Genomic DNA, 22,428 nt, shown 5'->3' with positions numbered 1-22,428 from the left:
CTTACAACCAATGAGAAGGAATCTCCAGGGAATAGTTCTTGGCCACTGCACTCAGAGTGGCCAGGATCTCTTGGTGGCGCACGGCATCTTCAGGCTGCCAAGAGGTTTTCCGATCCAGCAGCCCCTTCAACTCGACCAGGTTATACATCCCCAGCCGGTGGAAATTTCCCCAGCTTGGAATTCCGAACAGGTTGTAGACCACCACGGTGGAATCTCGCTCACTGGCCAGGCGTTTCTCGCCAACCAGCTTTTCAGCAGCTTCCTTGGCATCGTCATGATCGTCATAGGTACTCAGCAGTTTCACGGTGTCTCTCTCTTAAAACTCACCCTCCATTTTACCGGATGGTTTTGGTAGTAAGGACAAGGAGTAAGTCATGGCAAAGCACGTCCCCTTCGCCAAACCAGTCAACGCCGCAGAAGAGTGGGCATTTTCTCTGCTGAAGAACGCGCTTCCTGATCACTATTGGCTGCTGACCAACATCGAGCTGCTGACAGAAACCGGCCAAGCAATGGAGATCGATGCAGTAGTCGTCGGTGACTGGGGCGTGTATTTAATCGACGTGAAGGGCTACAGCGGGACGCTAGAGGCGGGGAAGGACGTTTGGCTACTGGATGGTCGCCCTGTTGATAACGCGTTGCGCAAGGCCAACCAGAACTCCCGCGTGCTTGCAGGCCGTATCCGTAACCGAGCTGGTATTGGTTTGTATGCGCCGTGGTGTCAGGGAGTAGTGCTTGTGACCGGCGATAAAGGTCATAGCATCTCGCTCATTAAAGATGAGCCCTCCCTACAAGTGTGGACGCCAGACGGGATCACCAAGGCGTTGACCAGCGCTGAGGGGCTAACAGCTACCAAGGCGTACGAGCTGATCGATGCGCAACGTGAGCTTGTCCTTGCCACTCTTGGGCAATTGCGTCAGCAGATAGCTGAAAACAATAGATTCCAGCAGTACCAAAAAACACAGTGCCTGCTCGATCAGAATGGCCTTGAGCTATGGATGGCGGAGTATCACTTGGAGAACTGGAACTCCAAGTGGATGCTGAAAATCGTGAACCGGCCCAATTGCGAGAGCCAGGAGCGCCGTGATCAGCTTCAAGCGCAATTGCGAGACGAGTTTCGGTTACTACAAGAGTTGGCTGGCTTAACCGGCGTGACCTACAGCGCGCCGCTGATTGATGATGGTGAGCTGATGGTTCTGCCGATCAACATGCCCAAAGGCAAACCGCTCTCGCTGGTTGATCTCTCGAAGCATTCCGATGAGTCAGCCAGGTCGACGCTGATTTCTGCCTTGACAGCTATCCAGGGCATCCATCGCCGTGGCGCCACACTGGGTAGGGTTTCCGCAAACTCGATCTATCTCACCGACGCGGGTGAGGTTTGCTTTATCGATGTCCTGAACAACCATAGCGCTGGCGACGATATCGACCTAATCACCTCGCTGTTTAAACCCTTGCTCGACACTCTTCACTGGAAAGTCTCCGAAAGCAACGATGCGGAAGGGCAGGTGGCCTCAGAACGCCTATCACACTTGATAGCTAGCCTTATGAGCGAGGGAGCTTCAACTGCACTTGCCTCATCAGACGCTCCTTTTGAGGCTGAGCCAGGAGCAGTTCTCGACAATCGTTATGAATTGGTCGAGCAGGTCGATGAGGATACTTTCTCAAGCATCTGGCGGTCTCGCCACGTCGCTGGACGCTTCGATTGCGCGGTTCAGATTTATGACGATGCTGATGAAGTTTGGGAGCTGGTGGCTGATCAGTATCATCGGCTCGCTCAGATCTACCATCCTTCACTGGAGCGGGTATTCGATCTTGCTCGAATCCCGAACAGCGATGCTTACTTCATCAGTCGAGCATGGGCGAGTGGTGAGACGCTGTTTGACCAAGCCTCTATCAGTGCTGAGGCGTTCCGAAACTGGCTTGAGCAACTACTCGCGGGGCTTGGCTATCTACACAGACTGGGGTTCACCCATAGGAACATAACTCCGCTCAACATCCTCGTGGATGGCGTCAGAGCTACCTTGGTCGGCATGAGTTCCCTGCCAGCCGAAGATCGTCGAGTGGGTGATCTTCGATACAAATTTCCAGGTGTTATCGAACAGGGCTGGTCTGCTTTTGCAGATTTGTACGCGCTTTGGGGTTCATTACTGGATGGCCTACAGCCAGGCGTATTGAAGCAAGCAGGGGGCGACCTTGAGCGTGCGATACAGCAAGTCACTCACCCCGCGCTTAATGATGGCCTGAAAGCCAAAGTAGCGAAGCTGCTGCACGAAGGCACTGCGTTCCATGCTGATGACTACGTTGCATGGTTTGGTCTGGACATCACTGCCCAGCAGACCAAAGATCTACCCGACGCGTTTGCCAAAAAATGGGGCATCAGCAAGGGCTACATGACGTTCTTGGTTGTGGACATGTTGAACGATCAACGACCCCGCATTCGTAGCCAATGGGTTATCGATGCCTTGAGAACCAGGCGTATACCAGGCAATAAAGCTAACAAAGCCTCGATGAATTCAACCTTCAGCAAGATGAAATCTGCCGGGATCGTTGAGGAGCACAAGACCAAGCACCGCCTGACTGAAGCCTTCTTGGCCGACTGGAACACCGGCCAGTAGCGACTTCAGTCTAAGCAAAAAGCCCCTGCGGACTCACGTCAGCAGGGGCTTTTACTTTCAAGCTACAGGCAAATTACTTTGGCCGAACCGCTTAACTTTGGCCGAAAGGGCAAATAACTTTGCCCGCCTACAACCACTTCACACATCCAGATTGGATACTGCCAGCGCGTTGCTTTCGATAAAGTCACGACGAGGTTCCACTGCATCGCCCATCAGGGTATTGAAGATCTGATCGGCAGCAATGGCATCCTCGATGGTCACCTTGAGCATACGGCGTACGGCAGGATCCATGGTGGTTTCCCACAGCTGATCCGGGTTCATCTCGCCGAGACCTTTATAGCGCTGGATACTATGGCGCTTGGTACTTTCCGTCATCAGCCACTCAAGTGCCTGCTTGAACGTACTGACCGGCTTCTTGCGTTCCCCACGCTGAACGTAGGCGCCTTCTTCCAGCAGGTTGTTCAGTTGCTCGCCCAGCTGAGTGACTGTCTTGTAGTCATTGCTGGCAAAGAAGTCACGATTGAAGGTGATGTAGTTGGCCAGACCGTGTGCCGTGATGGCTACTTCCGGCAGCCACAGATGGCGCTCACGATCCTCGCGCAGACTGACTTCATAGGTCTGCCCGGACTTTTCCACAGCCTTCAGGCGAGCCGAAAAAGCATCCAGCCAAGTCTGCATGGCAACCTGGTCAGCCAACTGTTCGACACTCACACGCGGCAGATAGACCATGTGCTCGGTCAGCTCCTGCGGATAGAGGCGCGACAGGCGCTTGAGCGTACGCATAACGGCACGATAATCACCCACCAGTTGCTCCAGCGCTGCACCGGAAAGGCCAGGGGCGTTCTCGTTGACATGCAGGCTGGCATCTTCCAAAGCCGACTGAGTCATGTATTCCTCCATGGCCTCGTCGTCCTTGATGTATTGCTCCTGCTTGCCTTTCTTCACTTTGTACAGCGGTGGCTGAGCGATATAGATATAGCCGCGCTCGATCAGCTCTGGCAACTGGCGGAAGAAGAAGGTCAACAGCAGGGTGCGGATGTGCGAGCCGTCGACGTCAGCATCGGTCATGATGATGATGTTGTGATAGCGCAGCTTGTCGATGTTGTATTCCTCGCGCCCGATGCCGCAGCCCAGCGCGGTGATCAGCGTGCCGACTTCCTGCGAGGACAGCATCTTGTCGAAGCGCGCCTTCTCGACGTTGAGGATCTTGCCCTTGAGCGGCAGGATGGCCTGGGTCTTGCGATTACGCCCCTGCTTGGCAGAGCCACCTGCGGAGTCACCCTCCACGATGTACAGTTCGGAGAGGGCAGGGTCTTTCTCCTGACAGTCGGCCAGCTTGCCGGGTAGACCGGCAATATCCAATGCACCCTTGCGGCGGGTCATTTCTCGCGCCTTGCGCGCAGCCTCGCGGGCACGCGCGGCATCAATCATCTTGCCGACCACAGCTTTGGCTTCGTTGGGGTTTTCCAACAGGAAGTCGGCGAAGTACTTGCCCATCTCCTGCTCGACTGCGCTCTTCACCTCGGAGGAGACCAACTTGTCCTTGGTCTGCGAACTGAACTTGGGGTCCGGGACCTTCACCGAAATGATGGCGGTCAGCCCCTCACGAGCATCATCGCCGGTGGTGGCGATCTTGAACTTCTTCGCCAGGCCTTCCTGCTCGATATAGTTGTTCAGGTGGCGGGTGAGGGCAGAGCGGAAACCTGCCAGGTGGGTGCCACCGTCACGCTGCGGAATGTTGTTGGTGAAGCAGAGGATATTCTCGTTGAAGCTATCGTTCCACTGCAGTGCCACCTCCACACCCACACCGTCTTCCTCACGCTGTACGCAGAAATGGAAGACTTGGTTGACGATGGTCTTGTGGGTATTCAGGTACTCGACGAAAGCCTTGAGGCCACCCTCGTACTTGAACAGCTCTTCCTTGCCCGTGCGTTCATCCTTGAGCAGGATGCCGACACCGGAGTTGAGGAAAGACAGCTCGCGCAAACGCTTGGCCAGGATGTCCCAGCTGAAGTGAATGTTCTTGAAAGTGTCTTCGGACGGCTTGAAGTGAATCTGCGTGCCGGTTCCTTCGCTGTCGCCGACGGCGGCGAGTGGAGCCTGCGGTACGCCATGCACGTAAGTCTGTTCCCAGATCTTGCCGCTACGGCGAATGGTCAGCACCAGTTCCTTGGACAGCGCGTTGACCACTGAGACCCCCACGCCGTGCAGGCCGCCGGAGACCTTGTAGCTGTTGTCGTCGAACTTACCGCCGGCGTGCAGCACGGTCATGATGACCTCGGCAGCGGAGACGCCTTCTTCCTTGTGCATGTCGACTGGGATACCGCGACCGTTATCACGCACGGTGATCGACTCATCGGTATGGATGGTGATGCTGATATCCGAGCAATAGCCAGCCAGAGCTTCATCGATGGAATTGTCCACCACCTCGAACACCATATGGTGCAAGCCGGTGCCATCATCGGTGTCCCCGATGTACATACCCGGACGCTTGCGTACGGCATCCAGGCCCTTCAGCACCTTGATGCTGGAAGAGTCGTACGTTTGGTTCTCGCTCATGCTTCACTCCCGATGGTCGTGGTCTGGGTAATACGGCCATGTTCCACGTGGAACATGGCAACTGGCGTATCCGTGCGCCAGCCATCCCTCAACAATTCATGGTCTACGCAGGTGATAAACACCTGGCAATTCAAATCCTGCAACAAGCCACACAAGGCGTGGCGATGCTGCTCATCCAACTCCGATGGCAAGTCATCCACCAGATAAATACATTGCTTACGCCGGGCCCGATTAACCAGATGCCCCTGAGCAATACGCAATGCACACACCACCAGCTTCTGCTGGCCGCGTGACAACACATCCACGGCATTATGCCCCGCCAGACGCAGACGCAAATCCGCACGCTGCGGGCCGGCCTGTGTATGTCCGAGCTGGCGATCACGCAACAGGCTGGCGTCCAGTACGGCTTGCAGTTCACGCTCCTTATCCCAGCCACGGAAGTAGCTGAGCGTAAGGTCTTGCAGAGGCAACAAGGCGGCCAGCGTTTGCTCGAATACGGGCTTCAAGGCCTGTAGATAGTCACGCCGATAGCCATCAATCTCTTCGCTGGCCAGGCACAACTCACGATCCCAGACTGCTTGCGAAACGCTGTCAAGTGTACCATGCCGCAGCCATGAGTTTCGCTGGCGCAGGGCCTTCTGCAGGCGCTGCCAGGCCGACAGGAAACGAGGTTCCACGTGGAACACTCCCCAATCGAGAAACTGCCGGCGTATCTTTGGCGATCCTTCCAGTAAGCGAAAACTATCCGGGTTGATCAACTGCAGCGGCAACAACTGCGCTAACTGGGCCGCACTGCGGACGTTTTCGCCATCGATACGAATCTGCAGATCACTGTGCCGATCACGGGCAATGCCCAGGCTGCTGAGCTGCCCATCTTCACGCTGCAACTGGGCAAATACGCTACAGCTTTCCTGCTCGTACTGGATAACCGGTTGCAAACGCGTACTGCGAAAGGAACGCGCCAGGGCAAGCAGGTGAATAGCTTCCAAGACACTGGTTTTACCACTGCCGTTGGCGCCATAGAGAAGATTGATGCGAGGGGAGGGAAGCAGGGTCACTGGGTGCAGGTTACGCACCGCAGTGACCGTAAGACGGCTAAGGGCCATGGAAGGTTACAGGCGCATCGGCATCACGACGTACGCGGAATCATCGTTGTCGGCTTCCTGCAGTAGGGCACTGCTGTTCGCATCAGACAGAATCAAACGTACCTGCTCGGTGCCGATCACACCCAACACATCGAGCAAATAGCTGACGTTGAAACCGATTTCCAGATTGCCGCCGTTGTAATCGACCAGCACTTCTTCTTCAGCTTCTTCCTGTTCCGGGTTATTGGCCTGGATCTTCAACAGAGCATTACTCAGCAGCAGGCGGATACCACGGTACTTCTCATTGGAAAGAATCGCCGTCCGACTGAAGGCTTCTCGCAATGCCTGGCGATCCCCCAGCACCAGCTTGTCGCCACCACGCGGCAGCACACGCTCGTAATCCGGGAACTTGCCATCGACCAGCTTCGAAGTGAAGGTGAAGTCTCCCGTGGTGGCTCGTACATGGTGCTGGCCAAGGACAATGCTCACTTCGGCGTCCTGCTCGGTGAGCAGACGGGCCAGTTCGAGAATCCCCTTGCGCGGCACGATGACCTGATGCTTGCCATCCTGCTGAATATCCGCAGCTACCGAGCACATCGCCAGGCGATGGCCGTCGGTAGCTACCGCACGCAGCAGACCACGGCTGACTTCCAGCAACATACCATTGAGGTAGTAGCGCACATCCTGCTGTGCCATGGCGAAGCTGGTCCGCTCGATGATGCGCCGCAGCTTGCCCTGGGCCAGGCTGAAGGTCAGCGCACCGGCACCTTCCTCGGCTTGCGGGAAGTCACTGGCGGGCAGGGTGGTCAGGGTGAAACGACTGCGTCCGGCCTTGATCAGCAGTTTCTGCTCATCGACACGTATATCGATCAGCGTGTCGTTCGGCAGGCTCTTGCAAATATCCATGAGCTTACGCGCCGGTACGGTGATCTCACCCGACTCAGCTGGCTCTTCCAGCGTAACCCGCCCCACCAGCTCGACTTCCAAGTCGGTACCGGTCAGTGACAACTGCTGGCCTTGCACCACCAGCAGAACATTGGACAGAACCGGCAGTGTCTGGCGGCGTTCGACGACACCGGCGACCAGTTGCAGGGGTTTCAACAGGGCTTCGCGCTGGATGGTGAAATGCATGGTCTAGTCCCTTGCCTATCAATAGGGTTGCGTTCGAAATATCAGGTGGTCAGGGTACGCAATAGGTTCTTGTAGTCTTCACGGATGTCCGCATCCGCTTCTCGCAGTTCGGCAATCTTACGACAGGCGTGGAGTACCGTGGTGTGGTCACGACCACCGAATGCATCGCCAATTTCCGGCAAGCTGTGGTTAGTCAGCTCCTTGGCCAAAGCCATGGCAACCTGGCGCGGCCTGGCGATGGAGCGAGAGCGCCGCTTGGACAACAGGTCGGCAATCTTGATCTTGTAGTACTCCGCCGTGGTGCGCTGGATATTGTCGATGCTTACCAGCTTGTCCTGCAGAGCCAGCAGGTCCTTGAGTGACTCACGAATCAGCTCGATGGTGATATCACGCCCCATGAAGTGGGCATGGGCGATCACCCGTTTCAGTGCGCCTTCCAGCTCGCGGACATTCGAGCGAATACGCTGGGCAATAAAGAAAGCCGCGTCATGGGGCAGTTCAACCTTGGCCTGCTCGGCTTTCTTCATCAGGATGGCTACCCGGGTTTCCAGCTCCGGCGGTTCCACTGCAACAGTCAGGCCCCAGCCAAAACGTGACTTCAGGCGCTCTTCCAGGCCTTCGATTTCCTTGGGGTAACGATCGCTGGTGAGAATGACCTGCTGTCCCCCCTCCAGCAACGCATTGAAGGTATGGAAGAACTCTTCCTGGGAACGCTCCTTCTTGGCGAAGAACTGGATATCGTCGATCAACAAGGCATCCACCGAGCGATAGAAGCGCTTGAATTCGTTGATCGCATTGAGCTGCAACGCCTTGACCATATCGGCAACAAAGCGTTCGGAATGCAGATAAACGATTTTCGCGTTGGGGTTCTTCTTCAACAGGTGATTGCCCACCGCATGCATCAGGTGGGTTTTCCCCAAGCCTACTCCGCCATACAGGAAAAGCGGGTTGTAGCCATGCTTGGGATTGTCGGCCACCTGCCAGGCAGCAGCACGTGCCAGCTGGTTGGACTTGCCTTCGACGAAGTTTTCAAAGGTAAAGGTGCGATTGAGGTAGTTGGTGTGCTTCAGACCACCCTCTACCTGTACGGTACGCTCGCCACGCAGCGGGGCAACCGGCTCTTCGGGCGCCGGGCTATCCGCTGTTTCGACAACCGCCGGTTTGGCTGTCATCGCCGCGGCAGGCGAGGCAACCGTCTGGATGGGAGCCGCAGAACGGCTGCTTGCCGCACTACGCCGGCTGCCAATCAGCAAGGACAGGGCAGGGGGCGCCGCCGTGCAACGCTCTCCCAGCAACTCCAGCAATCGACTGAGGTATTTGTCATTGACCCAATCCAGTACAAAACGATTGGGCGCATAGACACGCAGCTCCTGCTCATCGCCCTCGACCTGCAGGGGACGAATCCAGGTATTGAATTGCTGAGCCGGCAGCTCGTCACGCAGCAAGTCGATGCATTGCTGCCACAGTTCCACGGACACGGCTATTCCTCACTCGGTCATTACCCAGCGCAACCCTCCGCACGGAGAGCAACGACCGGCCTGCTAAAGGTGTGCATTGTACCTTTGCCACAGACAGTTATCCACAAAGAAAGGCGCTCCTCAGTATCAACGAAAGCTGTTGATAAAGCAGGGAAGAGCTCTGTTAACAAACTGCCGAGAACCCGGTGAATGACCTACCCTGTGGACAAAAATACATTCCACGCACAGCCTGCCCGCAGCAAAGGCACAGCAAACAGACTTGATACCCACAGAGTTGCAAAACATTCAATGCCTTTCACCGCGAGGGCTACGTAGGGTTATCCACAGTTTCATGTCTCCTCATACATAATCACAGCTTTAATCCTTTTCTAAATTTCTTCTTTGATTATTCTTTTCTGACGAGCCCACAGCGCATGGGGCTACGCACAGGTTGAATAAGCTACTGGTTGGAAATTGACCTGCGCCTTGCCTTTCTCTACAATCGCCGGTCTCTTTGAACGGGGGGCTCTCTTGGCCTCCATTTGACCAAGTAGTGACCACCAGGTAACTGACCATGAAACGCACTTTCCAACCCAGCACCATCAAGCGCGCCCGCACCCACGGTTTCCGTGCTCGCATGGCTACCAAAAACGGCCGTGCCGTACTGTCCCGCCGTCGCGCCAAAGGCCGTAAGCGTCTGACCGTCTGATTTCGCCGGTCGAGGTGGTGAGTCGCGATTTCTCGCGGGAAAAGCGCCTGCTTGTCCCCAAGCAGTTCAAAGCAGTCTTCGACTCACCTACCTGCAAGGCTCCAGGCAAGAGCGTTCTGCTGCTAGCCAGGGAGAATGCTCTGCAACATCCCCGCCTGGGTCTGGTCATCGGCAAGAAAAGCGTCAAGCTCGCCGTTGAGCGCAATCGCATCAAACGACAGATTCGCGAGAGCTTCAGGCTCAACCAAATTCCGCTAACGGGTTTGGATATTGTGGTAGTTGCGCGCAAAGGGCTGGCTGATCTGGATAATGAAGAACTGCGCGAACAGTTCGGCAAACTCTGGAAACGTCTGGCACGCAATCGCGCTCAGGTAGCCACTCCGACCGATTCGACCGCTCATGCGTAAACTGGCCCTGCTTCCCATCCGGTTTTATCGCTACGCCATCAGTCCCTTGATGGCCAGTCACTGTCGTTTCTATCCATCCTGTTCCTGTTATGCCCTGCAAGCCATCGAGCTACATGGTGTAGTCAAGGGCGGCTGGCTGAGTTTGCGACGCCTGGGGCGCTGCCACCCCTGGAATCCGGGTGGATATGATCCGGTTCCTCCTGTAGAACAACCTCAATCCTCTTCGATGGCCGAGTAATCATGGATATTCAACGTTCTATCCTGCTCGTCGGCCTGGCCGTGGTGTCCTATCTCCTGGTGCTGCAATGGAACCAGGACTATGGTCAGGCGCCCCTGCCAGCTGCCAGTAGCGCAACCCAGTCGACCACCAGTCCGCTCCCGGAACTGACTGCCAGCAACAACGATGACGTGCCGACGGCCAGCCAGGATGAAGCTCAGGCACCTGCCGCCGATGCTCCGGCTGCGAGTCAGTCGCTGATTCGCGTACAAACCGACGTACTGGATCTGGCCATCGATCCGCGTGGTGGTGACATTGTTCAACTGACCCTGCCGCAATACCCACGTCGCCAGGATCGTCCGGATGTCCCCTTCCAGCTCTTCGACAATGGCAATGAGCGCGTTTATCTGGCGCAAAGTGGCCTGACCGGCAGCAATGGCCCGGATGCGCGGAGTAGCGGCCGCCCGCTATACCACTCGGCGACACAGCATTATCAGCTGTCCGATGATCAGCAACAGCTGGTAGTCGATCTGCAGTTCAGTGAAGCCGGCGTTGACTACACCAAACGCTTTACCTTGCAGCGCGGCCAGTACGACCTCAAGGTCAGCTACCTGATCAACAACCAGAGCGAACAACCCTGGGTAGGCAATATGTTTGCCCAACTCAAGCGCGATGGCAGTGGTGATCCTTCTTCGACTACCGCAACCGGTACCGCCACTTATCTAGGCGCTGCGTTGTGGACTGCTGACGAGCCGTACAAGAAAGTCAGCATGGGCGACATGGATGAGAAGCAGCTGCGCCAGACAGTGGCTGGTGGTTGGGTTGCCTGGTTGCAGCACTACTTCGTCACGGCCTGGATTCCCGCTGCCGACAGCAACAATGTAGTGCAGACCCGCAAGGATAGCCAGGGCAACTATATCGTCGGCTTCACTGGTCCCAGCCTGAACGTACCCGCTGGAGCCCAGGCGGAAACCTCGGCAGTCCTCTATGCCGGTCCGAAAATCCAGTCCGAACTGAAAACCCTCTCGCCGGGTCTGGAGCTGACCGTCGACTATGGTTTCCTCTGGTTCATCGCTCAGCCGATCTTCTGGCTGCTTGAGCAGATCCACAAGCTGCTGGGTAACTGGGGCTGGTCGATCATCATGCTCACCGTGATCATCAAGCTGATCTTCTTCCCGCTGTCGGCAGCCAGTTACCGCTCGATGGCACGTATGCGTGCCGTCGCGCCCAAGCTGCAGGCGCTCAAGGAAAAGTACGGCGATGACCGGCAGAAGATGTCGCAAGGCATGATGGAGCTGTACAAGAAGGAAAAAATCAATCCGCTGGGTGGCTGCTTGCCGATCCTCGTACAGATGCCGGTATTCCTCGCCCTCTACTGGGTACTCCTGGAAAGCGTAGAGATGCGCCAGGCGCCCTGGCTGCTGTGGATCACTGACCTGGCGATCAAGGACCCCTACTTCATCCTGCCGTTGATCATGGGCGTTACCATGTTCATCCAGCAGCAACTCAACCCAACGCCGCCGGACCCCATGCAGGCCCGAGTGATGAAGCTGATGCCGATCATCTTCACCTTCTTCTTCCTGTGGTTCCCGGCGGGCCTGGTGCTGTACTGGGTGGTCAACAACGTACTGTCCATTGCCCAGCAGTGGTACATTACCCGGCAGATCGAGCGCGCCGCCGCACAAGGCTAAAGCCCGCTCCGTTTGACACAAACGCCCCCTCGTGGGGCGTTTTGCTATCTGCGCAACCGATCAGAGGCCGTCATGTCCCAGCCCCGCGAAACCATTGCCGCCGTTGCCACTGCCCAGGGACGTGGTGGGGTCGGTATTGTCCGTGTCTCAGGCCCGCTGGCCGGGGCTATTGCCGAACAGCTCAGCGGCCTGCAGCCACGCCCACGCCACGCACATTATTGCCCCTGGCAGGCTGCTGACGGTCAGCAGATTGACCAGGGCCTGCTGCTGTACTTCCCCGGCCCGCACTCCTTTACCGGGGAAGACGTGCTGGAGCTGCAGGGGCACGGCGGGCCGGTGGTGCTCGACATGCTGCTGCAGCGCTGCCTGCAACTGGGCGCACGACTGGCGCGTCCTGGTGAGTTCAGTGAACGTGCCTTTCTCAACGACAAGCTCGACCTGGCCCAGGCCGAAGCGATTGCCGACCTGATCGAGGCCAGTTCCGCACAAGCCGCACGCAATGCCCTGCGCTCGCTACAGGGCGAGTTTTCGCGACGTGTACATGAGCTGACCGAACGGCTGATCCAGCTGCGCATCTATGTCGAAGCAGCTATCGACTTTCCCGAAGAAGAAATCGACTTTCTTGCCGATGGCCATGTACTCAGCCAGCTGCAGGAAGTGCGCGACTGCCTGTCCAGCGTCCTGCGTGAAGCCGGCCAGGGCGCCCTGCTGCGCGACGGCATGAACGTGGTGATCGCCGGGCGCCCGAATGCCGGCAAGTCCAGCCTACTCAATGCCCTGGCCGGTCGCGAGGCTGCCATCGTCACCGATATCGCCGGTACCACCCGGGATGTACTGCGCGAACATATCCACATCGACGGTATGCCGCTGCATGTTGTGGACACCGCCGGCCTGCGCGACACCGATGACCAGGTGGAAAGGATTGGCGTAGAGCGTGCATTGCAGGCAATTGGTGAAGCTGACCGTGTGCTGCTGGTAGTCGACTCCACAGCGCCCGAGGCCGCCGATCCCTTTGCCCTGTGGCCGGAGTTTCTCACCAGCCAGCCTGACCCTGCACGTGTCACGCTGATCCGCAACAAGGCGGATCTGTCCGGCGAGCCGGTAGCTCTGGAAACCTGTGCCGACGGCCATGTGAGCATCGCCCTGTCCGCCAAGTCTGCCGACGGGCTGGAACTGCTGCGCGAGCACCTGAAGGCCTGTATGGGCTTCCAGCAAACGGCCGAGAGTGGTTTCAGTGCCCGCAGGCGTCATTTGGAGGCCTTGCAGCGGGCCAAAACCAGCCTGGAACACGGCCATCAGCAGCTAACCCTGATGGGCGCAGGTGAGCTGCTGGCCGAAGATCTGCGCGTCGCTCAGCAAGCGCTCGGTGAAATAACCGGTGCTTTCAGTTCCGACGAATTGCTTGGACGTATCTTCTCCAGCTTCTGTATCGGCAAATAGGCATCTCGCCTGCTAGCCAGCGTACTGCGCACAGGCTGGCTATGCCTAACCGAGCACATAGCAAAGGGCCAATCAGGCCCTTTTCTTTGGGGCGCTGAATCTTTCTGACTGTTTTGCGTAAAACGCAGGGCACGAAACGGTGCATTAAACCCTGTGGGTAAACAGGTCTGAGCTGTCTGGATAAGCCCCCCTGAAAGCTGCGCATAACCAGGCCTGTGGATAACAAGGCCACTGCCACACAGGATAATCCCAGCTAGCACCCAGCTGATCCCCGTGCAGAACACAGGCTTATACGTCTCACAATACCTTGTTTTGTATGGCTTTCAGCCGGTTATCCACAGAATTACCGGTGACTATACATAATCATAAAAAATATCTTTAAGTACTTATTCACTTTTTAATCTGTATAGCGAGACAACGGGATAGTCATCACCTCAGGTTGGCTATTTTTTGTGCAGAAGGCTTCATTCGCTGCAGTGAACTCCCTATACTTGCCGACCTTCCCGCTTTTCCTATTGAAAGCTCTCCCCCGGATATACAGGCACGAGGTGCGTGGTGGATTTCCCTTCCCGTTTTGAGGTGATCGTGATCGGCGGCGGTCATGCCGGCACCGAGGCTGCGTTGGCCGCTGCGCGCATGGGGGTAAAAACCCTGTTGCTGACGCACAACGTGGAAACACTCGGGCAGATGAGCTGCAATCCGGCAATCGGGGGCATTGGCAAGAGCCACTTGGTCAAGGAAATCGATGCCCTCGGCGGTGCCATGGCCTTGGCTACCGACAAGGGCGGCATTCAGTTTCGCGTGCTGAACAGCCGCAAAGGCCCAGCCGTGCGCGCGACACGCGCCCAGGCCGATCGCGTGCTGTACAAGGCAGCTATTCGCGACATGTTGGAAAACCAGAGCAATCTGTGGATATTCCAACAGGCTGTGGATGACCTGATTGTCGAGCAACAGCAGGTACGTGGTGTAGTCACCCAGATGGGCCTGCGTTTTCTCGCTGACAACGTGGTGCTGACCACTGGTACCTTCCTGGGTGGACTTATCCACATCGGCTTGCAGAACTACTCCGGCGGACGTGCCGGCGATCCGCCCTCAATCGCCCTGGCACAACGCCTGCGAGAATTACCGTTACGTGTCGGTCGCCTGAAAACCGGCACGCCACCGCGCATCGATGGGCGCTCGGTGGATTTCCAGCAAATGACCGAGCAACCAGGCGATACGCCCTTGCCGGTGATGTCCTTCCTGGGACGTCGCGAATTGCATCCGCCGCAGGTCAGCTGCTGGATCACCCATACCAACGCGCGCACCCATGAGATCATTGCCAGTAACCTGGATCGCTCGCCCATGTACTCGGGGGTAATCGAGGGCATCGGTCCGCGCTACTGCCCATCCATCGAAGACAAGATCCATCGTTTCGCCGACAAGGACAGCCATCAGGTATTCCTCGAACCGGAGGGCCTGACCACCCATGAGCTGTATCCCAACGGCATATCCACCTCGCTACCCTTCGATGTGCAGTTGGACATCGTGCGCAGCATTCGCGGTATGGAAAATGCCCATATCGTGCGTCCTGGCTACGCCATCGAGTACGACTACTTCGATCCGCGCGACCTCAAGTACAGCCTGGAGACCAAAGTCATCGGCGGCCTGTTCTTCGCCGGGCAGATCAATGGCACCACCGGCTACGAAGAAGCCGGTGCCCAGGGCTTGTTGGCCGGCTGCAACGCCGCGCTGCGTGCCCAGGGCAAGGATGCCTGGTGCCCGCGCCGTGATGAGGCCTATATCGGCGTACTGGTCGACGACCTGATCACCCTGGGTACCCAGGAACCGTACCGTATGTTCACTTCGCGCGCCGAATACCGGCTGATACTCCGCGAGGACAATGCCGACCTGCGTCTGACCGAGAAGGGGCGAGAGCTGGGGCTGGTGGATGACGTGCGCTGGGCAGCCTTCGAGGCCAAGCGTGAAGCCATCGTCCAGGAAGAACAGCGCCTGAAAAGTACCTGGGTGCGTCCGGGCACGCCGCAGGGCGATGCCATCGCGGCGCGCTTCGGTACCCCCCTGGCCCATGAATACAACCTGCTCAACCTGCTGGCCCGTCCGGAGATTGACTATGCCAGCCTGGCTGAGCTGACCGAGGCACCGCCTGTGGATAACCAGGTGGCCGAACAGGTGGAGATCAAGACCAAGTACGCGGGGTACATCGACCGTCAGCAGGATGAAATTGCCAAGCTGCGCGCCAGTGAAAATACCCGTCTGCCGGAAGACCTCGACTACAGCACCATCTCCGGGTTGTCCAAGGAAATCCAGTTCAAGCTCGGCAATACCCGGCCGGAAACCCTTGGCCAGGCATCACGGATTCCCGGAGTGACCCCGGCGGCCATCTCCCTGCTGCTGATCCACCTGAAGAAGCGCACTGCCGGTCAGCAGTTGGAGCACAGCGCCTGATGTCCCTGGTTAGCGTCCGTCATGCCGAAGAACTGAGCCAGGGTGCCCGCGCACTGGGCGTCGAACTCAGCGCCGAGCAGCACGAACAGCTGCTCGCCTACCTGGCCCTGCTGATCAAGTGGAACAAGGCCTACAACCTGACGGCTGTACGCAATCCGGATGAAATGGTCTCGCGTCACCTGCTCGACAGCCTCAGCGTGGTGCCCTACGTCACGGCACTGGGGGATAACTGGCTGGATGTGGGCAGTGGTGGCGGCATGCCGGGGATTCCCCTGGCCATCCTGTTCCCCGAGCGGCAATTCACCCTGCTCGACTCGAATGGCAAGAAAACCCGCTTCCTTACCCAGGTAAAACTGGAACTCAAGCTGTCCAACCTGCAGGTTATCCACAGCCGCGTCGAAGCGTTCCAGCCGGAGCAGCCGTTCAGCGGCATCTGTTCGCGGGCCTTCAGTTCGCTGCAGGACTTTGCCAACTGGACGCGCCATCTGGGGAATACCGAAACGCACTGGCTGGCCATGAAGGGCGTGCAGCCGGACGACGAACTGCAGGCCCTGCCGGCAGACTTCCGTCTGCAGAGCTGCCAGGTGCTCAAGGTTCCCGGTTGCCAAGGCCAGCGTCATCTGCTGATACTGCGCCGCCTGGAACAGGGAGAGGCTGCGCATGGCTAAGGTATTTGCAATTGCCAACCAGAAAGGTGGCGTGGGCAAGACCACCACCTGCATCAATCTGGCCGCCTCTTTGGTCGCCACCAAGCGTCATGTGTTGCTGATCGACCTTGATCCGCAAGGCAATGCGACCATGGGCAGCGGTATCGACAAGCAGGCCCTGGAGCGTTCGATCTACGACGTGCTGGTTGGCGAATGCAGCCTCGGTGAAGCCATGCAGTTTTCCGAGCATGGCGGTTATCAGCTGTTGCCGGCCAACCGTGACCTGACTGCAGCGGAAGTGGCGCTGCTCGATATGCCGGGCAAGGAGCAGCGCCTGCGCGAGGCACTCAAACCGATCCGTGACAATTACGACTACATCCTCATCGACTGCCCGCCGGCGCTGTCCATGCTCACCGTCAACGCGCTGGTTGCCGCCGACGGGGTGATCATTCCCATGCAGTGCGAGTACTACGCCCTGGAAGGTCTGTCCGACCTGGTCAACAGCATCCAGCGCATTGCCCAGGCCCTCAATCCTTCGCTGAAGATCGAAGGATTGCTGCGTACCATGTACGACCCGCGCATCGGCCTGACCAACGATGTCTCTGCACAGCTCAAGCAGCACTTCGGCGACAAGCTCTACGATGCGGTTATTCCGCGCAACGTACGTCTCGCTGAAGCCCCCAGCTACGGTATGCCGGCGCTGGTCTACGACAAGCAATCGCGTGGCGCCCTGGCCTACCTGGCGCTGGCTGGTGAACTGGTGCGCCGCCAGCGCAACGCCGCCCGTCGCGAAACCGCATAAGGAATTTCCATGGCGATCAAGAAACGTGGCCTTGGCCGAGGCCTGGACGCATTGCTCGGCGGCACAACCCCCGCCGCTCTCGAACAGCAGGCCAGCCAGGCAGACAGCCGCGAACTGCAATACCTGCCGCTTGAGCTGATCCAGCGCGGCAAATATCAGCCACGCCGCGATATGGATCCGGCCATGCTCGAGGAGCTGGCCAACTCGATCCGTGCCCAGGGCGTCATGCAGCCGATCGTGGTGCGACCGATTGCCGCGGGCCGCTATGAAATCATCGCCGGTGAACGGCGCTGGCGAGCCAGCCAGCAGGCTGGGTTGGACACGATTCCAGCGATGGTCCGTGAAGTGCCGGACGAGGCGGCGATTGCCATGGCGCTGATCGAGAATATCCAGCGCGAAGACCTTAATCCGATCGAAGAAGCGGTGGCCCTGCAGCGCCTGCAACAGGAATTCGAACTGACCCAGCAACAGGTGGCCGATGCTGTCGGCAAGTCACGTACCAGTGTTACCAACCTGCTGCGCCTGATTGCCCTGCCGGAAGACATCAAGACCCTGCTCGCCCACGGTGATCTGGAGATGGGCCATGCGCGTGCCCTGCTGGGGCTGCCGGCGCAACAGCAGAGTGAGGCGGCGCGCCAGGTGGTGGCACGTGGCCTGACCGTGCGGCAGACCGAAGCCCTGGTGCGCCAGTGGCTGAACGGCAAACCCGGCGCCAAGCAGGAGAAGGCTGATCCGGATATTGCCCGCCTGGAACAGCGTCTGGCCGAGAAGCTCGGCTCACCGGTGCAGATCCGTCATGGCAGCAAAGGCAAGGGACAACTGGTCATTCGCTACAGCAGCCTGGATGAGCTACAGGGCGTGTTGGCGCATATTCGCTGACGGCTGAAACACTTACACATGATCTGCCTATGTAGCGGATGGTCGGAAATCACTACCTAACGGTTGAATAGGGGTGCCGGCACCCCTATACTCGGCGCGCATTTTTTTCTGCTTGAGCAGCGGTTCAGGATCTTGCGGTGAACATACGCAACAAGACAGCACTGCACCGACTGCCGGTTTTTCGTGTGTTGCAATGCCAGGCTTTGGCGGCTGTTCTACTGGCATTGTTGTGTGCCGGCCTGTGGGGCTGGGTAGCCGGATACTCGGGCCTGTTGGGTGGCCTGATTGCCTGGTTGGCCAATGTGTACTTTGCGTTCAAGGCCTTTCGTTACTTTGGCGCACGCTCGGCCAAAGCCATCGTCCAGTCCCTGTGGGCTGGCGAGATGGGAAAACAGATTCTCGCAGCAGCGTTGTTTGCGTTGCTGTTTGTGGTAGTCAGGCCGCTTGAGCCGCTCGCCGTATTCGCCGGTTACCTGGTGGTACTGGCGGTGGGAGCCAGTGCGTTGCTACTGCTGAATAAAAATCCGAAGCATTGAGCATTTGAGGCTTGTATGGCTAACACTCCCGCTGAATATATCCAGCACCACCTGCAAAACCTGGTTTTCGGTGCACACCCCGAGAAAGGCTGGATCATTGCCCAGACCCCGGATGACGTGAAGCAGATGGGCTTCATGGCATTGCATATCGACACCTTGGGTTGGTCGGTGTTCATGGGCCTGATTTTTGTCCTGCTGTTCCGCATGGCTGCCAAGAGTGCGACTGCCGGTGTGCCGGGCAAGCTGCAGAACCTTGTGGAAATGTGCGTCGAGTTCGTTGAAGGCGTAGTCAAGGACACCTTCCACGGTCGCAACCCGGTCATTGCCCCGCTAGCCCTGACCATCTTCGTCTGGGTGTTCCTGATGAACAGCCTGAAGTGGATCCCGGTCGACTACATCCCCGGCCTGGCTTCGGCGATGGGCCTGCCCTACTTCAAGATCGTGCCCACCGCCGATCCGAACGGCACCTTTGGTCTGTCGCTGGGCGTGTTCATCCTGATCCTGTTCTACAGCGTCAAGGTCAAGGGTTTTGGCGGCTTCACCAAGGAGCTGGCCTTCACCCCCTTCAACCACTGGTCGCTGGTTCCGTTCAACCTGTTCCTGGAAATCCTTGGCCTGCTGACCAAGCCGCTTTCCCTGGCGCTGCGACTGTTCGGCAACATGTATGCCGGTGAAGTAGTGTTCATCCTGATTGCGCTGCTGCCGTTCTACGTGCAGTGGACACTGAATGTGCCTTGGGCGATCTTCCACATCCTGGTGATTCCGCTGCAGGCCTTCATCTTCATGGTTCTGACGGTGGTGTATCTCAGCTCTGCCCATGAAGAACATCACTGAAACCAGTGCAACGCTTTAACCAAAAACCTTAACCCTTAGCTTCAGGAGCTTTACATGGAACTCGTCTACATCGCCGCCGCTATCATGATCGGTCTGGGTGCTCTGGGCACCGGCATTGGCTTCGCCCTGCTGGGTGGCAAACTGCTGGAATCCACCGCCCGTCAGCCGGAGCTGGCTCCCCAGCTGCAAACCAAGACCTTCCTGATGGCCGGTCTGCTCGACGCCGTACCGATGATCGGTGTTGGTATCGCGATGTACCTCATCTTCGTTGTCGCTGCCTAAGCATTTTCTGGTTATGCACGGGGTTCGTCTCGCGACGAGCCCTGTCGCCGTGAAATTGACAACCGCGTCGAACGAGATAGCACGAGGTAAATCGCTGTGAACATTAACTTGACGCTGTTCGGTCAGACGTTCGCCTTCGCTATTTTCGTCTGGTTCTGCATGAAGTTCGTATGGCCGCCCATTACCAAGGCCATGCAGGAGCGCCAGAAGAAAATTGCTGAGGGTCTGGATGCCGCAGGCCGCGCGCAGCAAGACCTGAAACTGGCTCAGGAAAAGGTGACCAACACCCTCCGTGAGACCAAGGAGCAGGCTACTCAAATCCTCGAGCAGGCGAACAAGCACGCCAGCGCAATCGTCGAGGAAGCCAAGCAGCAGGCGCGCGCCGAAGGCGAGCGACTGGTCAATGCGGCTCGCGCTGAAATCGAACAGGAAGTGAATCGTGCCAAGGATCAGCTTCGTGCCCAGGTAGCCGCTCTGGCTGTGCTGGGTGCCGAGAAGATTCTGGAGTCCCAGGTGGACGCCAAGGTACATAACGATCTGGTCGAAAAACTGGCCTCCCAACTCTAAGCGAGGCAAGCGATGATCAATACCCAGACGCTTGCTCGGCCTTACGCGAAAGCCGCTTTCGAGTTTGCCAGGGCTGCAGGCAAGGCTGATGCCTGGTCTGCCATGCTCAACCTGGCGGCTGTGGCCGTCGAAGTTCCGGAAGTCGAAGCGTTGCTGAAAGATCCGCGCCTGACCAGCGAAAGCAAGGTACAGAGCGTGGTTCGCCTGTTTGGCAGCGACATCGACGAAGCCTTCCGCAATTTTGTCCTGACCATGGGCGAGAATGATCGCCTGGATGTCCTGCCGACCGTGCGGGAGCTCTATGAAGAGCTCAAGGCTGACGCCGAGAAAACCCTTGAAGCGCAGGTTGAAACTGCCTTTGAGCTCGGCACCGAGCAACTGAATACCTTGGCTGCCGCCCTTTCCAAGCGGCTAGATCGCACCGTCAACCTCCAGCAGGTAGTCAATCCTGCGCTGATCGGTGGTGTGGTAATCCGCGCCGGCGACGTGGTTGTCGACGGTTCGGTCCGCGGCAAACTGAGCCAGTTGGCCGAATCGTTGAAATCCTGATTTGAGGGTCATGGCATGCAGCAACTGAATCCTTCCGAGATTAGTGAAATTATCAAGCAGCGCATCGAGAAATCGGATGTGTCTGCCCAGGCCCGTAACGAGGGCACCATCGTCAGCGTTTCCGACGGTATCGTCCGCATCTACGGCTTGGCCGATGTGATGTACGGCGAGATGATCGAATTCCCTGGCGGCGTCTACGGTATGGCGCTGAACCTGGAGCAAGACTCCGTCGGTGCCGTGGTTCTGGGTAACTACCTGAGCCTGACCGAAGGCATGAGCGCCAAGTGCACCGGCCGCATCCTGGAAGTTCCGGTAGGTCCGGAACTGCTGGGTCGCGTAGTCGATGCGCTGGGCAACCCGATCGATGGCAAAGGCCCGATCAATGCTCAAGCCAGCGACGCGGTCGAGAAAGTGGCACCGGGTGTGATCTGGCGTAAGTCGGTCGACCAGCCGGTACAGACCGGCTACAAGTCGGTTGACGCCATGATCCCGGTCGGCCGTGGCCAGCGTGAGCTGATCATCGGTGACCGTCAGATCGGTAAGACCGCTCTGGCCGTCGACGCCATCATCAACCAGAAGAACAGCGGCATTAAGTGTGTCTACGTTGCCATTGGTCAGAAGCAGTCGACCATTGCCAACGTGGTACGCAAGCTGGAAGAACACGGCGCGCTGGCCAACACCATCGTGGTCGCTGCTTCGGCTTCCGAATCCGCTGCTCTGCAGTTCCTCGCACCCTACTCGGGTTGCACCATGGGCGAATACTTCCGTGATCGCGGTGAAGACGCCCTGATCGTCTATGACGATCTGTCCAAGCAGGCTGTGGCCTATCGCCAGATCTCCCTGCTGCTGCGCCGTCCGCCGGGCCGTGAAGCCTACCCGGGCGACGTGTTCTATCTCCACAGCCGTCTGCTGGAGCGCGCTTCCCGCGTTTCCGAAGAGTATGTCGAGAAGTTCACCAATGGCGCCGTGAAGGGCAAGACCGGTTCGCTGACCGCTCTGCCGATCATCGAAACCCAGGCAGGTGACGTTTCCGCGTTCGTTCCGACCAACGTGATTTCGATCACCGACGGTCAGATCTTCCTGGAATCGGCCATGTTCAACTCGGGTATCCGTCCGGCCGTCAACGCCGGTATCTCGGTATCCCGTGTGGGTGGTGCAGCGCAGACCAAGATCATCAAGAAGCTCTCCGGTGGCATCCGTACCGCCCTGGCTCAGTACCGTGAACTGGCGGCTTTCGCCCAGTTTGCTTCTGATCTGGACGAAGCCACCCGTAAGCAGCTGGAGCATGGTCAGCGCGTTACCGAGCTGATGAAGCAGAAGCAGTATGCGCCGATGTCCATCGCCGACATGTCCGTGTCCCTGTATGCCGCCGAGCGTGGCTTCCTGACCGACGTGGAAGTGGCCAAGGTGGGCGCCTTTGAACAGGCGTTGATCGCTTACTTCAACCGTGAGAAGGCCGACCTGATGGCCAAGATCAACGAGAAGGGCGACTTCAACGACGAAATCGATGCAGGCATCAAGGCCGGTATCGAGTCGTTCAAGGCCACCCAATCCTGGTAAGCCGCAGCGGGAGCCG

20 protein-coding genes and 1 pseudogene are annotated in these 22,428 nt (G+C 57.9%); 16 read left to right on the top strand and 5 right to left on the bottom strand.

The features are described from left to right. Position 1 precedes the first annotated feature (1 nt). On the bottom strand, positions 2–304 hold the full coding sequence (locus CFY91_RS06175) for a hypothetical protein (RefSeq protein WP_093985477.1): 303 nt from the start codon (positions 302–304) through the stop codon (positions 2–4). A 70-nt stretch (positions 305–374) separates the two neighbouring features. Between CFY91_RS06175 and CFY91_RS06170 the strand changes: the two genes are divergently transcribed. After that, complete coding sequence (locus CFY91_RS06170; RefSeq protein WP_093985476.1) at positions 375–2,612, top strand: NERD domain-containing protein kinase family protein; 2,238 nt, start codon at positions 375–377, stop codon at positions 2,610–2,612. Between the two features lie 138 nt (positions 2,613–2,750). Here the strand turns inward: CFY91_RS06170 and gyrB are convergent, their stop codons facing one another. From gyrB to dnaA, 4 genes and pseudogenes are all read right to left on the bottom strand, one after another. Continuing rightward, positions 2,751–5,171, bottom strand: a complete 2,421-nt coding sequence (gene gyrB / locus CFY91_RS06165) for a DNA topoisomerase (ATP-hydrolyzing) subunit B (protein ID WP_093985475.1) — start codon at positions 5,169–5,171, stop codon at positions 2,751–2,753. A 3-nt stretch (positions 5,172–5,174) separates the two neighbouring features. Continuing rightward, a pseudogene (recF, locus tag CFY91_RS06160) lies at positions 5,175–6,277 on the bottom strand (DNA replication/repair protein RecF). A 6-nt stretch (positions 6,278–6,283) separates the two neighbouring features. Next, positions 6,284–7,387: a DNA polymerase III subunit beta gene (gene dnaN, locus CFY91_RS06155; RefSeq protein ID WP_093985474.1), complete on the bottom strand. Its 1,104-nt coding sequence runs from the start codon at positions 7,385–7,387 to the stop codon at positions 6,284–6,286. Positions 7,388–7,428: 41 nt separating this feature from the next. Further along, the gene (gene dnaA / locus CFY91_RS06150; protein WP_093985473.1) at positions 7,429–8,865 is read right to left on the bottom strand and encodes a chromosomal replication initiator protein DnaA; all 1,437 of its coding nucleotides are present in this window, start codon (positions 8,863–8,865) and stop codon (positions 7,429–7,431) included. A 553-nt stretch (positions 8,866–9,418) separates the two neighbouring features. On the opposite strand from dnaA, the gene rpmH reads away from it, so the two are divergent. From rpmH to atpA, 15 genes are all read left to right on the top strand, one after another. After that, the gene (rpmH, locus tag CFY91_RS06145) at positions 9,419–9,553 is read left to right on the top strand and encodes a 50S ribosomal protein L34 (protein ID WP_003246698.1); all 135 of its coding nucleotides are present in this window, start codon (positions 9,419–9,421) and stop codon (positions 9,551–9,553) included. A 14-nt stretch (positions 9,554–9,567) separates the two neighbouring features. Then, positions 9,568–9,960, top strand: coding sequence for a ribonuclease P protein component (gene rnpA, locus CFY91_RS06140; protein ID WP_093985472.1), 393 nt, complete (start codon positions 9,568–9,570; stop codon positions 9,958–9,960). Further along, entirely contained in the window at positions 9,953–10,198 is a 246-nt protein-coding gene (gene yidD / locus CFY91_RS06135) for a membrane protein insertion efficiency factor YidD (protein ID WP_093985471.1), read from the top strand. Before rnpA ends, yidD begins: the two co-directional genes overlap by 8 nt. Before the next feature lie 2 nt (positions 10,199–10,200). Further along, entirely contained in the window at positions 10,201–11,868 is a 1,668-nt protein-coding gene (gene yidC / locus CFY91_RS06130) for a membrane protein insertase YidC (protein ID WP_093985470.1), read from the top strand. Between the two features lie 72 nt (positions 11,869–11,940). Continuing rightward, complete coding sequence (gene mnmE / locus CFY91_RS06125; RefSeq protein ID WP_093985469.1) at positions 11,941–13,308, top strand: tRNA uridine-5-carboxymethylaminomethyl(34) synthesis GTPase MnmE; 1,368 nt, start codon at positions 11,941–11,943, stop codon at positions 13,306–13,308. Between the two features lie 555 nt (positions 13,309–13,863). After that, a complete protein-coding gene (mnmG, locus tag CFY91_RS06120; protein ID WP_093985492.1) occupies positions 13,864–15,756 on the top strand; it encodes a tRNA uridine-5-carboxymethylaminomethyl(34) synthesis enzyme MnmG in 1,893 nt (630 codons plus the stop codon). After that, positions 15,756–16,424, top strand: a complete 669-nt coding sequence (gene rsmG, locus CFY91_RS06115) for a 16S rRNA (guanine(527)-N(7))-methyltransferase RsmG (RefSeq protein WP_093985468.1) — start codon at positions 15,756–15,758, stop codon at positions 16,422–16,424. The genes mnmG and rsmG overlap by 1 nt, the downstream gene beginning before the upstream one ends. Further along, positions 16,417–17,205 carry a ParA family protein gene (locus CFY91_RS06110; protein ID WP_093985467.1) on the top strand — a complete coding sequence of 263 codons (789 nt, stop codon included), beginning with the start codon at positions 16,417–16,419 and terminating at the stop codon, positions 17,203–17,205. The genes rsmG and CFY91_RS06110 overlap by 8 nt, the downstream gene beginning before the upstream one ends. A gap of 9 nt (positions 17,206–17,214) precedes the next feature. Then, entirely contained in the window at positions 17,215–18,084 is an 870-nt protein-coding gene (locus tag CFY91_RS06105) for a ParB/RepB/Spo0J family partition protein (RefSeq protein ID WP_093985466.1), read from the top strand. 137 nt (positions 18,085–18,221) lie between these two features. Further along, complete coding sequence (locus CFY91_RS06100; RefSeq protein ID WP_093985465.1) at positions 18,222–18,620, top strand: F0F1 ATP synthase subunit I; 399 nt, start codon at positions 18,222–18,224, stop codon at positions 18,618–18,620. Positions 18,621–18,635: 15 nt separating this feature from the next. Next, entirely contained in the window at positions 18,636–19,454 is an 819-nt protein-coding gene (atpB, locus tag CFY91_RS06095) for a F0F1 ATP synthase subunit A (RefSeq protein WP_093985464.1), read from the top strand. A gap of 54 nt (positions 19,455–19,508) precedes the next feature. Continuing rightward, a complete protein-coding gene (atpE, locus tag CFY91_RS06090; protein WP_093985463.1) occupies positions 19,509–19,736 on the top strand; it encodes a F0F1 ATP synthase subunit C in 228 nt (75 codons plus the stop codon). A gap of 96 nt (positions 19,737–19,832) precedes the next feature. After that, positions 19,833–20,303 (top strand): F0F1 ATP synthase subunit B, encoded by a 471-nt coding sequence (locus CFY91_RS06085; RefSeq protein ID WP_093985462.1) that lies wholly within the window; start codon positions 19,833–19,835, stop codon positions 20,301–20,303. A gap of 12 nt (positions 20,304–20,315) precedes the next feature. After that, the gene (locus CFY91_RS06080; RefSeq protein WP_093985461.1) at positions 20,316–20,852 is read left to right on the top strand and encodes a F0F1 ATP synthase subunit delta; all 537 of its coding nucleotides are present in this window, start codon (positions 20,316–20,318) and stop codon (positions 20,850–20,852) included. Positions 20,853–20,867: 15 nt separating this feature from the next. Beyond that, positions 20,868–22,412, top strand: coding sequence for a F0F1 ATP synthase subunit alpha (gene atpA / locus CFY91_RS06075; protein ID WP_093985460.1), 1,545 nt, complete (start codon positions 20,868–20,870; stop codon positions 22,410–22,412). Positions 22,413–22,428: the final 16 nt, after the last annotated feature.

Source organism: Pseudomonas fluvialis (assembly GCF_002234375.1).
GTDB classification, from domain to species: Bacteria; Pseudomonadota; Gammaproteobacteria; order Pseudomonadales; family Pseudomonadaceae; genus Aquipseudomonas; species Aquipseudomonas fluvialis.
The sequence above is the reverse complement of the archived record's forward strand: the minus strand, read 5'-3'. Positions and strand labels throughout refer to the sequence as shown.

Excerpts from the sequence above, each read along its gene's own strand:
- CFY91_RS06170 (WP_093985476.1), top strand. The coding sequence starts at position 375 with ATGGCAAAGCACGTCCCCTTCGCCAAACCAGTCAACGCCGCAGAAGAG.
- gyrB (WP_093985475.1), bottom strand. The coding sequence starts at position 5,171 with ATGAGCGAGAACCAAACGTACGACTCTTCCAGCATCAAGGTGCTGAAG.
- dnaN (WP_093985474.1), bottom strand. The coding sequence starts at position 7,387 with ATGCATTTCACCATCCAGCGCGAAGCCCTGTTGAAACCCCTGCAACTG.
- rpmH (WP_003246698.1), top strand. The coding sequence starts at position 9,419 with ATGAAACGCACTTTCCAACCCAGCACCATCAAGCGCGCCCGCACCCAC.
- yidD (WP_093985471.1), top strand. The coding sequence starts at position 9,953 with ATGCGTAAACTGGCCCTGCTTCCCATCCGGTTTTATCGCTACGCCATC.
- yidC (WP_093985470.1), top strand. The coding sequence starts at position 10,201 with ATGGATATTCAACGTTCTATCCTGCTCGTCGGCCTGGCCGTGGTGTCC.
- mnmE (WP_093985469.1), top strand. The coding sequence starts at position 11,941 with ATGTCCCAGCCCCGCGAAACCATTGCCGCCGTTGCCACTGCCCAGGGA.
- rsmG (WP_093985468.1), top strand. The coding sequence starts at position 15,756 with ATGTCCCTGGTTAGCGTCCGTCATGCCGAAGAACTGAGCCAGGGTGCC.
- CFY91_RS06110 (WP_093985467.1), top strand. The coding sequence starts at position 16,417 with ATGGCTAAGGTATTTGCAATTGCCAACCAGAAAGGTGGCGTGGGCAAG.
- CFY91_RS06105 (WP_093985466.1), top strand. The coding sequence starts at position 17,215 with ATGGCGATCAAGAAACGTGGCCTTGGCCGAGGCCTGGACGCATTGCTC.
- atpB (WP_093985464.1), top strand. The coding sequence starts at position 18,636 with ATGGCTAACACTCCCGCTGAATATATCCAGCACCACCTGCAAAACCTG.
- atpE (WP_093985463.1), top strand. The coding sequence starts at position 19,509 with ATGGAACTCGTCTACATCGCCGCCGCTATCATGATCGGTCTGGGTGCT.
- CFY91_RS06080 (WP_093985461.1), top strand. The coding sequence starts at position 20,316 with ATGATCAATACCCAGACGCTTGCTCGGCCTTACGCGAAAGCCGCTTTC.
- atpA (WP_093985460.1), top strand. The coding sequence starts at position 20,868 with ATGCAGCAACTGAATCCTTCCGAGATTAGTGAAATTATCAAGCAGCGC.